At 46.2% G+C, this 15,134-nt stretch carries 7 protein-coding genes; all 7 read right to left on the bottom strand.

All coding sequences use genetic code 11. The features are described from left to right. Positions 1–12: 12 nt before the first annotated feature. Positions 13–1,395, bottom strand: coding sequence for an HlyD family type I secretion periplasmic adaptor subunit (locus HUB64_RS01040; RefSeq protein ID WP_131523362.1), 1,383 nt, complete (start codon positions 1,393–1,395; stop codon positions 13–15). Further along, on the bottom strand, positions 1,392–3,569 hold the full coding sequence (locus HUB64_RS01045; RefSeq protein ID WP_173496184.1) for a type I secretion system permease/ATPase: 2,178 nt from the start codon (positions 3,567–3,569) through the stop codon (positions 1,392–1,394). Before HUB64_RS01045 ends, HUB64_RS01040 begins: the two co-directional genes overlap by 4 nt. An 89-nt stretch (positions 3,570–3,658) precedes the next feature. Next, positions 3,659–10,435 carry a retention module-containing protein gene (locus tag HUB64_RS01050; protein WP_173496185.1) on the bottom strand — a complete coding sequence of 2,259 codons (6,777 nt, stop codon included), beginning with the start codon at positions 10,433–10,435 and terminating at the stop codon, positions 3,659–3,661. 432 nt (positions 10,436–10,867) lie between these two features. Beyond that, complete coding sequence (locus HUB64_RS01055) at positions 10,868–12,034, bottom strand: heme biosynthesis HemY N-terminal domain-containing protein (protein ID WP_173496186.1); 1,167 nt, start codon at positions 12,032–12,034, stop codon at positions 10,868–10,870. Then, positions 12,031–13,212, bottom strand: a complete 1,182-nt coding sequence (locus HUB64_RS01060) for a uroporphyrinogen-III C-methyltransferase (RefSeq protein ID WP_173496187.1) — start codon at positions 13,210–13,212, stop codon at positions 12,031–12,033. The genes HUB64_RS01055 and HUB64_RS01060 overlap by 4 nt, the downstream gene beginning before the upstream one ends. A gap of 60 nt (positions 13,213–13,272) precedes the next feature. Next, a complete protein-coding gene (locus HUB64_RS01065; RefSeq protein ID WP_173496188.1) occupies positions 13,273–14,013 on the bottom strand; it encodes a uroporphyrinogen-III synthase in 741 nt (246 codons plus the stop codon). Between the two features lie 4 nt (positions 14,014–14,017). After that, positions 14,018–14,950 carry a hydroxymethylbilane synthase gene (gene hemC / locus HUB64_RS01070; RefSeq protein ID WP_131523367.1) on the bottom strand — a complete coding sequence of 311 codons (933 nt, stop codon included), beginning with the start codon at positions 14,948–14,950 and terminating at the stop codon, positions 14,018–14,020. Between the last annotated feature and the right edge of the window lie 184 nt (positions 14,951–15,134).

Here is a 15,134-nt window from a genome sequence, read left to right on the forward strand (position 1 = left end):
ATAAAAAAAGGCTTAGTGCTCTCTGAGCGCTGTGTCCTTAGCCCTTAAAATTGGATTTAAAATGTACTCAAGTATGGATCTTTGCCCCGTGATAACGTCAACTGAAGTTAACATTCCCGGAATAATTGGCATCTGTGTGCCATCGTTTTTGGTTAAACTAGATTCTGCTGTCCTAACTCTGATGAGATAAAAACTATTGCCTTCTTCATCTTGAGAAGTGTCGGCACTAATATGTTCGACAGTTCCTTTAAGGCCGCCATAGCGGGTAAAATCATAGGCGGTAATTTTTACTACAGCGGGTAATCCTGGATGTAAGAAAGCGATATCTTTAGGCAAGATTTTAGTTTCTATCAGCAGTTGATCTTCCGATGGTACTATCTCGATAATATCGATCCCTGGTTGCACTACACCACCCAGTGTATTGATATGCGTGGTTTTAATTGTGCCATTAACAGGGGAGGTGATAATCGCCTTACTGACTTTATCTTGCGCGCCAACTTGTGCTTCATTCATGCGAGAGAGGCGGGTTTGAGTTTCATTGAGCTGTGCGCGCAACTCTGCAGCGTAAACAAATACGGCTTCACGGCGTTTTAAGATAGCCTCATCTAATGCCGCTTTTACTTTAGGGCGGAGTAAACGCATTGAATTCAATTCACCTTGCAAGTCGTTTACCGTGCGTTCGAGTTTGAGTAACTCAACTTCAGGAACAATACCTTTTTTGGCTAAAGGTCGAGTGAGTTCAAGCTCGCGGGATATTAGCTGCATGCTCGTCGTTAATGTCGTTGTTTTAGAGGCGAGATCATCAATTTCTTGCTGTCTTTGTTGAATTTGACGTACGAGGATCTCAAGTTGGTTACTTAAGTTATCTAAGCGCCCGTTGTATTCCTCTTGTTGTCTTTTCACTAAGGCGGGTTCTGCAGCAATGATAGCCTCAGGGAATATCAATGCTTCTTTAGTGATAAGCACTTGCTCACGCCAATCAGAGGTCATGTCTGATATTAGAATGCTGTCGAGTTCAGCGCGCATGCGGATAGCATTGGTTTTTAAGCCATAAACCTCTTGCTCTTGTTGAGCAAAGTCGGAGCGAAAGCGGGTATCATCAATACGCACTAAAGGCTGCCCTTTTGTGACTATCTCACCTTCTTGAACGTAGAGTTCTTGCATTATGCCGCCATCTAGACTTTGGATAACTTGAACTTGTGATGAAGGAATCACTTTTCCCGTTCCAGTAGTAACCTTATCTAATTGAGCAAACCCCGCCCACAGTAGAAAACACACTACCATAGCAGCAAGTGCCCATATGATTAATCTGTGTCCGCTGGGAGCGTCTGTCATCATGGCGCCATAGACATCATCAACCATGTCTAAGTCGTTTGTTGTTAAATGTTTACTCATCTTTTAGCCTCACCGTTCACTAGGCCAAAATTGAGTTTTTCTAGCACTTCTGCTTTAGGTCCATCGGCAACCACATGGCCGCGTTCAAGTACAATAATGCGGTCGACGAGTTGCAATAAATGCATCTTGTGGGTAATAAGAATTAATGTTCTATCTTTGCTGACATTTTGCATTGAACGAATAAATTGTTGTTCAGCGCGAGCATCTAAACTCGCCGTAGGCTCATCCATCAGTAACACTGGGGGATCATTCAGTGTGGCGCGAGCAAGAGCGACAGTTTGTCTTTGTCCGCGACTGAGTGACATGCCGCCTTCGCCGACCTGTTGGTCTAGGCCTTCTGCTTCTAGGTTGGTGAATTGACTCACACCAGAAAGCTGTACCGCGCGGATGAGTTGATGTTCAGTGACTTGACGTGTACCAAATAAAATATTGTCGCGAATAGAACCATGGAATAGGGTGACATCTTGGGGTAGGTAGCCAAAATTACGACGTAAATCACTCGGATGAATCTGTGCTGAGTCTAAACCGTCGTAGCGCAAGCTTCCTGCCGTGGGTTGAAATAGCCCGACCAGTAGCTTAGCTAGCGTACTTTTACCTGAACCATTTCGACCGATAATGGCAATGCGTTCGCCAGGATTAATCGTCAGCGACATCGGATGCAGCACAGGCTTTTCAGAACCGGGATAACTAAAACCAACATGATCAGCATTGATCTTGCCTATGAGTCTTTGTTTGCTAACTAAATGTCCTTTATTTTCAAACTCATCTTCTTGAGTCATGATTTCATTCAGTTGGCGTAGTGCACTGGCTGTGTGGTTTGCTCTCGTCATCAGGCCTGCAAGTTGTGCCATAGGTGAAATGGCGCGGCTCGATAGCATGACCGCAGCAATAATTCCGCCCATAGATATCGCATTATCAGCCACACGATAAACGCCCAAAATCACCACGCAGACAACGGTAAATTGCACCGTAAAGTTCGCTACGTTCGATACAGAGTTGGAGAGCTTTTTTGACCTTAATTGCCAGTTTGCACTGTGGCCTATCATCTGTTGCCAGCTTTTTTGCACAATTCCTTCAGCACCATTAGCTTTAATTGACTCTAGCGCTGATAAGCTCTCGATTAAATGCCCATGTTTTAAGCTTGAAAATTTATTGCCTTCTTCGATTGCCGCTTTGAGTTTAGGTTGAATATAAAGCGTGAAGCCAATAATGATGATGCCGCCAATGACTGGAACTATAGCGAGATCACCAGCGACAATAAAAATAATGATTAAGAAAAATATCGCGAAGGGGAGATCGACTAAAGTTGTGATCGTTGCCGAAGTTAAAATTTCACGAATATTATCGAATTCACCTAACTGTTTCGCCATGCCGCCGATACTAGGAGAACGTTTTTCTAGGGGAATACCTATCGCTTTAGCAAAAAGTTGCGAAGACACAATAATATCTACTTTTTTTCCTGCAACATCGATGAGGTAACTTCTAAGTTGCCGCATGATAAGATCGAACATATAAGCAATCGCCGCACCAATCGCTAAAACCCAAAGGGATTCAAAGGCGAGGTTTGGGACGACTTTGTCATACACATTCATAATAAATAACGGTGAAACTAAGGCGAATAAATTCACCAATACAGAAGCGATTAATGCATCACGATAAATGGGTGCTGAATCTTTGAGGGTTTGTACTAACCAGTGGGTTTTATTATCGTGTAGATAAACATCGAAGCCCATGTCGCCACGGTATTCTTGTTTGACTAAGAATAAATATCCCACATATAAGGCTTCGAGCGACTCAATTGTCAGTGTTTCTTCACCGCCCGTCTCGGGTAATTGAATAATTGCTTTATCTGATGCAACATCAAGTTCTCGCAATATACAGGCTTTTTTGTCTTTTAATAATAAAATACAGGGGAGCAATATAGGTGATACTTCGTTTAAGCCTTTTCGAGATAGCTTAGCCGCTAGACCCGCTCTTGAAGCTGCCTGAGGCAATAAGTCGGGTGATAACACGGTACCTGACAAGGGTAAACCTGCCGCAAGCGAATCGCTCGAGCACGGATTGCCAAAATGCTCAGTGAGTAACACTAAACAATCCAGCAAAGGATCCACTAACACTCTTTGTGAGGCTGAAATGGTCCATTGATCAATTTTTTCAGAAGCTGCAGCTGACACCTAATTACTTATCCTTTGGATTTTTATATGGTTATGCAAGTATCGGTCATGATGGCCTATATTTCTATAGGCCATCCAAACGATTTTATCTAAGGGATATTATGCTGCTCATTGCTATTCAATGGTGCAAGACCTGGACTTAGTTCTGGTGTGACTGGCTGAGTATCAACAATTAACGGACCGCTGCCATTAGTACCTAGTAGGCCATTAATAATGCCAGTCTCTGTTGTAGTGTTATACGCACTATACAAATCAACACCGTCAAGAACGATATGCTGCTCAAACACACCGTCTTTATTGCCATCGATATCAATCACAGTTGAACCACTAACTAAGCTAAAGTTTAAATAACTATGTAGTGTGTTGTTACTTTCACCTTGGAGTAAATCGCTTAAATCCAATTTATCTTCATGGATATTAAAGTCAGTGATATGGTCTGTTCCCGTTTCTGCATATCGCCAGACGAAGGTATCAGCACCGCTATCACCACGTAGAACGTCATTACCAAGGCCACCAATCAGAGTGTCGTTGCCGTCACCGCCGCGTAAGCCATCGATACCTTCGCCGCCAATCAGTAAGTCATCACCGCTACCACCGTAGACAAGTTGACTACCTTGATCACCATAGACTGTATCATCACCGCTACCAAGGTTAACAGTGTCAGTTTTTGGTTGCAGTGGCTGCAGCACATCAGCCATCAATGTACCTGCATCGGTGGTGATATCATCCTGAGCCATAAATTTGCTACTAAGGATCTCTGCCTGAGTGACTACAGGGTTATTTAGGTTTGGCAAAGAACTGCCTGTGTTCACAATATTGTTAGCAGTAGAAACACCAAGGTCGATGTAATCATTACTATTGCCAGCATTAATCAGCAGCTCAGTATCTTTAGCAATGTACTGAGTCTTGGATGATGAAGCGACAGTACCGTATCCTCCTAAATTAACGGCAAATTGAGCTGTATTATTGATCCAATCGGTCATGATGAATGAATCAACACTCTGACCACCGACAACATTGTTGGGGTGTAGAACGGTGACTTGGAAGTCCGCAGTGCTCTGCGCTGTGTCCTGATTACTGGTTTCAGTCGCCGTAGCCACCACAGTGATGGTGAAGTTGCCATGGCTAGTGACTTTAATCTGTAGGCTGGATTTATCCCAGTTGCTGATATCCACAGTGCCATCAACACCTACGGTAGCTTCGTTGCCCGCAGCATCTTTCAGCACTGCGCCTTCAGGTAAGCCTTGCAGCTTAAGATTCAGTGTTTCTGAAGTATCTGTATCTTTGAGCGACGACGAAATATTGCTGAGTTTAATAAACTCACCGCGATAGCCCATATTGTCTACCACTTTAAACGCTAAGTTATCCAACAAGGCACCGTATGAGTCCCCATTATCTCCTTCAAACTGCAAACGATATTTACCTGAGTGATCAATGGGTAAGGTGATCTTTTGATCTCTTAACCAATTAGCATTCGTTGGATCGAAATCGTATAGCGTTATGGCTTGAGCATTTAATGGGTTGCCTTGAGCATCTAGCGGAATAAGCTTAATCGTCAGTCCAGAGGTATTTACGCTACCTGAGCGGGCCGCAATATCAAATCCGAGTTCGTAGAATCGACCAGCATCCGCTTGAATATCGGTATATAAGGTTTTATCGCCACCATTGAACTCAATTTCCATGACTTTATTGCTATTGGAGCCACCAGAGACGTAGACACTTTCATAACCAATCTCAACTTGGCCACCTTTATTGCTGGTATGCCAAGTTCCGATGGTATTTAGGCCCTTAATGTCATTTGCCTTAACACCATCCCAACTGCCAGAGAACTTGGCATCTTCAAAGTTGATAGCAGCAACAGAGGTGTACCCATTAATTGTCAGGTTAGGTATATCTGCCACTGCTTTAACAGTGATATTCAATGTACTTGTGGCATCTGTATTAGTGGTGTAGGTGATTTCAGGCAATGAACCGCTCCAGTGATCTTTTGGATCAAAGCTGTATTCACCATTTGCCTTCAATTGCAGCTTGCCTTCAGGTAATTGATACCAAGCATTACCGGCATTATAGGTTGTGCCATTCACCTGGAAGCTGGTAATGGATAATGTGCTATCCACATCCGTATCATTTTCCAACACGTTACCATTAGCTAAGGCATCCTCAGAAATGGTTTTGCTATCTGCCTCAGTTATCGTTGGATCATCAACAGGCGTTACCTTGATGGTCAGCGTGTTTGTTGCTCCCGTATTCGTGGTGTAGGTAACCACTGGGACTTGACCATTCCAATCAGCGGCAGGTTTGAAGGTGTAGCTACCATCTGCATTGAGAGTCAGTTCACCCTCTGCCAAGGTGATTTTACTACCAGCGGCATGCTGAGCGGCATTGTTAGCAACAGTGAAATGGGTTACTGACGTATTTTTATTGCCATCATTATCCAGCACATTACCGATTACAGTAGTATCTTCAGGACCACTATCTTGATCTTGAGCCGCTTTAAGCGTATTTGCATTAACGGTATTTACATTTAGAGTCAGTAATGCACTGGATTTATCACCATCAGCATCTTGCATGGTATACGTAAAGGTTTCCGTTGCATTAGCCGGAATCGCAGAGGCGTTGGCTGTTACTGTATAAGTGTAACTACCATTGGCGAAGATGATTAACGTGCCATATTGCCCTGAAATAATGGTTCCTAGGTTGCCAGAGGTACCTGAACCTGTTTGGTTGCCCGCTGCGGCACCAATTACCGTGATATCATCATCAGCACTGATTACGTCATTAGCTAACACATTGCCAGTAGTTGAGGGTAATTCATAACCATTACCAGCTACTACACGAACAACTAGTTCATAGCTACTTGCATCATTTTCAGACGTTCTAATTTCAGTCACAACTTGATTAGTAATTGGATCCCTAAAACCAATTACCTGCAGAGTATAAATTGCCCCCTGATATTCAAAGGTTACATTCGTATTGCTGACTTTAATAATATCCTTTGATGCTTCAGGATCGTTGGTGTTAGGCGTTTCATTGTGTTCAAAGTTGACTTTAAGGGTCACTGGTGTGACTACCCCATAGGCATCAGTAACCGAGAAAGTGACATCCATGCTTGCTTTGGTAATTGCCCCTCCTGAAGAGACTGGGAAATTATAGTGGGTAAAAGTGCCTAAAATGATATCTTGGTTTAAAGAGAACTGACCATTTAATGCACTGTCATTATCAATAAAACCATAGCCAGATTGATAGGTATTAGTTGGATTCCCCCATCTGATCTGATCTAAACCACTGTCATTATCCGTGCCACCACCATTAGGATTATTTGTACCATCGAACCTGGTTACGCTTGTGCCATTTGTCCATGATGTCCAATTTGCCACAACGCCAGATACGATAAAAGTATCCACGATAACATCGACACTGCCTGTGTCGTTTTTGGCATTAGGGACATCATCAACAATCTTCACATCAAGGCTGCCATTTGCTTGACTACCATCCTGATCCACAACGGTTACAGCAAAGCTATCTAAATAACTAGTGTTAGTTGCTGGGGGAGAGTCATTGTCGACATTATTATTTAAGGTGTAACTGTAGCTGATGGAGCCACCGCTTGCATCGCCTGTGAAACCAGTCAGTGTTAAGACACCATAAGGAGTTGTAATGTTTACTGCAGTATTGGGGCTTAGTGCCAGTAATGCCGCCAAATTAAAGCTTTGTCCTTTGATGGTGATAGAGGCTAATCCATCAACAGAGGTAAAACTAAAGTTACCAGTCTGAGTCAGCGCATTGCTATTAGGCGCTGAACCCGTTGAAAGGTTTGCCTCGCTAACTGTTAACTCACCACCTTGGACGTTGAGACCACCTAAAAAAACATTGTCATCAGATGGCGTGACGTTAATCGTCAGGGTCGAGGTGACCGTTGGGCCAGAGCCATCAGTTAACACATAGGTGATAACTGGCACTGGGCCGTTGTAGTTTGCCGCTGGCGTGAAGCTGTAGTTACCGTTCTCGCTCAAAGTGAAGCTGCCGACACCGGTAATTGTCACTGGCTGGCCAAGGACAAAGGGGCCGGTCATTCCGGCAATGCTGAAGCTTTCAACAGTCACAGGGCCATCAACCGAGCTGGTGCCAGTTATTACGCTACCTGGGGTTGCGAGACTGTCTTCTGCCACTGAAATCACTTCGTTTTCATCCGTGAAGTTATCGTTCTCTGGGGTCACGGTTAAGCTTAAGGTCGAGGTGTCATTGGCACCGGAGCCGTCGGTCAAGGTGTAGGTGATGACTGGCACAGTACCGTTGTAGTTTGCCGCGGGCGTGAAGGTGTACCCGCCAGTGCTATTGAGGCTAAAGATCCCCACCCCGGTGATGACCACGTCATTGCCATCGGCAGTGTACACCGTCGCATCCCCGGCGATAGTGAAGCTCACGACGCTCAGTGGGCCGTCAACGCTGATGCCATCAATCACATTGCCCGTCACTTCTGGGCTGTCTTCGGCGAGGCTGCGCTCTTCGTTTTCATCCGTGAAGTTATCGTTCTCTGGGGTCACGGTTAAGCTTAAGGTCGAGGTGTCATTGGCACCGGAGCCGTCGGTCAAGGTGTAGGTGATGACTGGCACGGTGCCGTTGTAGTTTGCCGCGGGCGTGAAGGTGTACCCGCCAGTGCTATTGAGGCTAAAGATCCCCACCCCGGTGATGACCACGTCATTGCCATCGGCAGTGTACACCGTCGCATCCCCGGCGATAGTGAAGCTCACGACGCTCAGTGGACCGTCAACGCTGATGCCATCAATCACATTGCCCGTCACTTCAGGGCTGTCTTCGGCGAGGCTGCGCTCTTCGTTTTCATCCGTGAAGTTATCGTTCTCTGGGGTCACGGTTAAGCTTAAGGTCGAGGTGTCATTGGCACCGGAGCCGTCGGTCAAGGTGTAGGTGATGACTGGCACAGTACCGTTGTAGTTTGCCGCGGGCGTGAAGGTGTACCCGCCAGTGCTATTGAGGCTAAAGATCCCCACCCCGGTGATGACCACGTCATTGCCATCGGCAGTGTACACCGTCGCATCCCCGGCGATAGTGAAGCTCACGACGCTCAGTGGACCGTCAACGCTGATGCCATCAATCACATTGCCCGTCACTTCTGGGCTGTCTTCGGCGAGGCTGCGCTCTTCGTTTTCATCCGTGAAGTTATCGTTCTCTGGGGTCACGGTAATAGTCAGCGTTGCGCTTGCGCCGGTATTGGTCGTGTAGGTAATGACAGGTACTTGGCCATTCCAGTTTGCATTAGGCGTGAAGGTGTAAGAGCCATCGGTATTGATGACTAAGCTGCCGCCTTCTAGGGAAACAGTGGTGCCCACGGTAACAGTATCGCCGTTCACGGTGAAGCTGACAACGGACAGGGTGCTGTCGATATCGGAATCATTATCAAGCACATTGCCTGTAGCTACAGTATCTTCTGCAACTGTGGCGCTGTCATTTGCAAGGATGGAAGGATCGTCGACAGGGTTAACATTAATAGTTAGCGTTGCTGTTGAGCCAGTGTTAGTGGTGTAGGTGATGACTGGTACTTGGCCATTCCAGTTTTCATTGGGTGTGAAGGTGTAAGAGCCATCGGCATTGATGACTAAGCTGCCGCCTTCTAAGGCAACGGTGGTGCCAGCCGCAACCGTTTGACCACTTACCGTAAAGCTGGTTACAGAGAGCGTGTTATCCACATCGCTGTCATTGGTGAGCACGTTACCGGTGGCAACGGTATCTTCATCAACGGTATTAGTATCGTTGGCTAACGCAGAGGCATCATCAACAGGGGTAACATTAATGGTTAATGTGGCGGTTGAACCGGTGTTGGTGGTGTAGGTAATGACTGGTACTTGGCCATTCCAGTTTGCATTCGGCGTGAAGGTGTAAGAACCATCGGCATTGATGACTAAGCTGCCGCCTTCTAAGGAAACGGTGGTGCCCGCGGTAACAGTATCGCCGTTCACGATGAAGCTGACAACGGACAGGGTGCTGTCGATATCGGAATCATTATCAAGCACATTGCCTGTTGCTGCAGTGTCTTCTGCAACTGTGGCGCTGTCATTTGCAAGGATGGAAGGATCATCGACAGGGCTGATATTAATGGTTAGCGTCGCAGTTGAGCCCGTGTTGGTTGTGTAGGTAATGACAGGTACTTGGCCATTCCAGTTTTCATTCGGTGTGAAGGTGTAAGAGCCGTCGCTATTTAAAACTAAAACACCACCTTCGAGAGTCACTTCTGTGCCTGCTGCGTAGGTGGTACCGCTGATTTCGAAGCTCACAACACTTAGAGTAGAATCCACATCAGTGTCGTTATCGAGCACATTGCCAGTCGCTACAGTATCTTCATTGGAAGTGTTGCTGTCATTAGCAAGTGCTGAAGGTGAGTCTGCTGCAATGGTGAATTGTGGAATATTGACCGTCGTTCCAGTCAGTGCTTGGCCGCTTGTTGAGTAGCCTGAAGCTGCAATGGTTTCTGTGCCGCTACGGGCTAGAGTGACATAGCCCGAGTTACCATCACTGCCTGGTGTGTTGCCTGCTGCGGTTTCTGGTAGGTTCTGAGTTGGGTCTTCACCGGATGCAATAAGATCTTGTAATGCTTGAATTTCATCTAGGGCTGCTTCGTTAGCCGTGCCAGAGGCTGCTGCAGTAGTTTCACTGGGCGCGACTTCATTTGATAGCTTAGTGCCATCATCGAAGGTAATTTCATAGGTTGCGTTTTCGCCAATATGGAGCACAGCACCTTTAGGGAGTTGTTCGCCATCCTTAGCGGGTTGATTTGAACCATCAACTTCGACATTGATTTGCCCTTTTACTAACTTAAGCAAACCTTTCTTTGATGTAATTACCGATCCCATAGTAAGCTCCCAACAGCCAAAGTGTGTTAATCCATAGACGCACAAGTCCAACAAATATGTCGCACTGTGATACAAGTGGTGGAATTTTAGCTAACGAAACGACTTAAGTCAATTTTTTGACGCGCTTGTGTCGCCTGTTCTTATGCGGTTTTACGGATCTTAATACGCAAAAGTGACAATTTTTAGACCTGTAACTAGATGTAGTAGCTATATCTATAAAAAGGGCCGTATTTAGTACTTTTTAACTCTAAGATTAAGCATCGTTATAAGAAATTAATCTGGATTGGGGGAGTGGTTTTTACGGAAAAGAAGCGACACAATCTAGTTTTTAACATTTTGGCAAGTTAAGTGGGTTTTAATATGTCTGCATTGGCAAGTGCCGTGATCTTTCGTTACTCAAATCACGGCGACTAGGTTGCAGGCATTGTAGAACTACAGATTAACCGCCTGACGATAACTTTGATTTGCGTTACCTTGTTCACCTAACTGTTCTTGAATCCGTGCAAGCGCCAACCAAGAGGCTTTTGTGGGTTCGAGTCGGCAAACATTTTGCCAGCAGGTTCTGGCTTCTTTCATATCCCGTGTTTGCTGATAAAGTTTAGCTAAGCACATCTGGTAGTCGGCATTATTCTCATGGGTGATTTCATGCTTGAGTAACTGCTTACGGATTTCTGTATCTTGGGCTGTCGTTATTTCTGGAATGACTTCTAAAAGCGCTGATTCAGGAGCAGTACGTAATTTTTTCGAGAGTAGCTTCAGCGCTTGCTCTTTGCGATTAAAGCGGCATAAACCCACAGCATAAATCGCCAAAAACTCAGACTGATTGCGCTCACTGCGAGATAACCACTGCCAGCATTGTTCTAAGGCTTCTTCGCCTTTAATGGTTGCGGCTTTGAGTAAAGCGCAGTGAGTGATTACATTGAGTTCATTTAGCTGGGTGTCATCTAGGATCTGGCGCTTCTTCAAAATAGGTAACAATAGCTTGAGCGCATCCCAATCCTCTTGTGCTTGATATAACTCGAGGGCGAGTTTGAGTACCGGTGCTTTGCTCTTACTTGTGGGGGCTAATTTATCGAGCTCGGCGCGGGCTAAAGCTAACTCTCCTTGTTTTAACAGATATCGAGTACGCGTGGTTGCGACGGCATTCGCGGCCAGCGGTTGTGTTGCTGCACGGTCAAGATATTGATCACGCTCTGCTATTTTCTGTTGATATTGGGCAGCACGAGCCGCTGCAAGTAAATTAAGTGCAGGGAGTTCGCCATTGTCGGCGCCTTTTATCATAGCGCGTTCTGCTGCTGGCCAATCTTCTTCTGCCAGAGCCAATGCACCCATTAAGGTATGCTTTTTCGCGGAGCGACGGCGCCAGTGGCGAGGAATAAAACGGCTACGCAGCATGAGATTAATGACGCTAATCACCAACCATTCTAGTACTTGGAACATGGCATAAAATACAATTAAGGCAATGATCCCAAAGACTAAACTGGTCTCAATCTGGTAGTCACCTGCCGCAATGTATACATAACCTGTGTTGCCCACCAACCAAGGGCTAATGCAGAGCCCTATCAATATTATCCCTAAGAAAATTAATATCTTGATCATAATGGCACATCCTCTGATGAGGTCAGCTCACCATAGCTTGTCAGCTGTAATAGCAGAGGTTTTGCGGCAAAGGATTTCAGAGTAATAGGATCAAGTTCTAATGTCGCCAATTTATCGATTTTGGCGATGGCTTCAGCAGTGCTGTGATCTTGAGTATCAAAATAGGTTTGAATCCACTTACGCACCATCATTAATGATTGGTGATAAGCGGCTCTGTCGTAGCGGTATAACGCAAGTTGAGATTGCAGCAGTTTATGACGAATATTTTCAATCAGATACCACTGTTGCTCAGGAGCAAGTAAAGCGGGTGCATCGGCTGTTCTATGGCGTATGGTGATAAAGTCTTGGGTTAACGCTTTCCACGTCTTCCCTAAGTTGCTCTGCCAGTCATTTAAATCGCCAGTAATGTTTGTATCTTCAGGGGCATCGGTTTCTGCATCGGTGCGATTAAGTGGCAGCTTATCGAGTTGCTCAATTAAGGCATCGAGGGCTAATACACTACCATCAATATCTGTGGTTTTAATACTTGCAGTCGCGGCGATATCTTTTGCTAGAGCCTTACGAATAGGTAGCAAAGCGGGATTGTTCATGGCGGCGATGGTTTCATCCGCCGATTTTAATAGATCGGTGGCGGTGCGGGGATCTTTTTCTAACCAAAGTTTACGGCCCGCCATGTTTACTAGATATTCGGCTTCTGACGCCATCCAATGCGTTGGACTGCGCTGGGCAAGTTTATTGATCCTGTCCTGCAGTTGATTTTGGTCTTCTGCCAATTTTGTTAATTCTTGATAGGTCTTAGCATCATTCAGTTGTTGCTGTTCAAGCTGGCCAATACGTTGATTGGGTTGTAGCAGGGCTTGCTGTAATTGGTCTTGTAGGGCGATATTTTTCGCATCCTGCGCCAGTAGTTGCTGTTGCATCTGTTGGTATAGCACAAAACCGCCGCCAAGGGTGCAAGCGGTTAAACCCAGCGCTAATAACACTCCAAAGCGAATCGCCCACGAGCTTCTATTGGATGCTGGCGTTTGACTCGGCGTGCTTGAAGGTGTGGCTTTGGCTGTTTGGGATTCAGAAGATGGCGCTGAAGTTACGGGCGTGTCATCAGTCGTTATTGATGGTTCAATAATAGAGGTAGCCTGTAATTCAGGGCTCTTTGCGTCGTGCTTGTTGTTATCCATTTAACAGTCCTTGAAAACATGCTACTGCCGAAATTCGAGTTAAATCGGGCTAAATAGCGCTTAGAGTTTAAGGGCGTTTAGCACGGCTTTGCTGTTGGCGGCATTGGCATTGGTGACTTGGGTTATACCAAAGGCGTGAGCTTGAGCTTCTACTCGGTTACTTGGGACTATGATATGACATGAGCGCAGCCATGCAAATAACTCTTTTGGCACTAGATTAATCAGGTTATCCAGTACTTCACCGCTGGTGACGACAATAGTGTCGATGCCAAACTCTTGCCATTGTTGTGCGATCTGCTGTCCATCGAGTGGTGGACAAGCCCGTTGATATACTTCCCAATAGCGCACTGTTGCCCCGCGCTCAGCCAGTCGTTCAGCTAAGGCTTCACGGCCGCCAACGCCACGTATGATCTTAATCTGCTTACCTTTAATATCTTGCAAAGGCGCGAGCGTGAGTAGACCTTCGGTCTGCTGACAATCATCTGGGGCTTCGAGGGCTTCAATGCCGAGTTGATTTAATGCTTCCCAAGTCGCATGACCTACGGCGAAATATTGAGCTTGAGGCCAGCCTTTTATTCGAGAATGAGCGGTTGTTAAGGCATAGTCGGCAAAGCTGACTGCATTGGCGCTGATACAGATAATCATATCGGCGTGTGCCAGTGGGTGTGTGTTATTCGTTGTGATGGGCGGCGTTGCTTCGACACACAGTAGAGGTGTAACCCAATGGCTAATGCCTTGTTGATTCAAGGCATCGATCATGGACTGATTGCGCCCTTCTGGGCGCGTCAGTAAGACTTTCATCGACTTATGCTTTAGCGTAAACAGCGTCGAGTATGCTTTTTGCGCCTTTGCTCAATAGCTCTTCGGCAAGGGCAACCCCTAATTGCGTGGCGTCGGTTTTTGGACCTGTGATCACGCCTTCGATGATTTCACTACCATCAGGGTTACCGACTAGGCCGCGTAATGTCATCTCATCACCATTGATTTCGGCAAATGCGCCAATCGGCACTTGGCATCCACCTTCTAGGCGCGTGTTCATCGCGCGCTCGGCAATCACACGGTAGCGCGTTTCTAAATGTTCTAATGGTGCCAGTAGTGCCTTAACGCGTGCGTCGTTGGTGCGACATTCGATACCCACAGCGCCTTGGCCGTTGGCGGGCAAGGACTCTTCGGCAGAAATAAAGCTGGCAATACGCTCAGACAATTTCAGGCGAATTAAGCCTGCAGCGGCAAGAATAATGGCATCGTATTCGCCGTTATCAAGTTTAGCTAAACGAGTGCCTACGTTACCGCGTAAATCTTTGATGATAAGGTCAGGGCGTGATGCGCGCAGTTGGCATTGACGACGTAGGCTCGAGGTGCCCACAGTTGCGCCTAATGGTAATTCGCTGATCGATTTATATAAATTCGATACAAAGGCATCGCGTGGATCTTCGCGCTCGCAAATAACTTCAAGGCCCAAGCCTTCAGGGAAGTCGACGGGCACGTCTTTCATTGAGTGCACCGCGATATCGGCAAGATCGTCTAACATGGCGACTTCAAGCTCTTTGACGAACAAACCTTTACCGCCCACTTTGGCTAGCGGCGTATCTAAGATAACGTCACCCTTAGTGCTCATTGGCAGCAATTCCACCACAATACCGGGGTGAATGCGTTCTAATTCGGCTTTAACAAATTCAGCTTGCCACATGGCCAGCGGACTCTTGCGGGTTGCGATACGTATGCGGTTCTCAGACATGCCTAGTTTCCATCAAAGATCTTAGTTGCGCCAATGCTAACATTGGCAAATCGTTTATGTAAGGAAGCCGTATCGATTCTTTGAAGTTGGCGATGTTCTAGATACCGTGAAAGTGTGACGGGCTTCACGTTTAGTTGCTCGAGTTTGTAAAAGTGTTAACATGAGCACATTTCCCATAAGTGCT

The organism is Shewanella sp. ISTPL2 (assembly GCF_013283205.1).
GTDB classification, from domain to species: domain Bacteria; phylum Pseudomonadota; class Gammaproteobacteria; order Enterobacterales; family Shewanellaceae; genus Shewanella; species Shewanella oncorhynchi.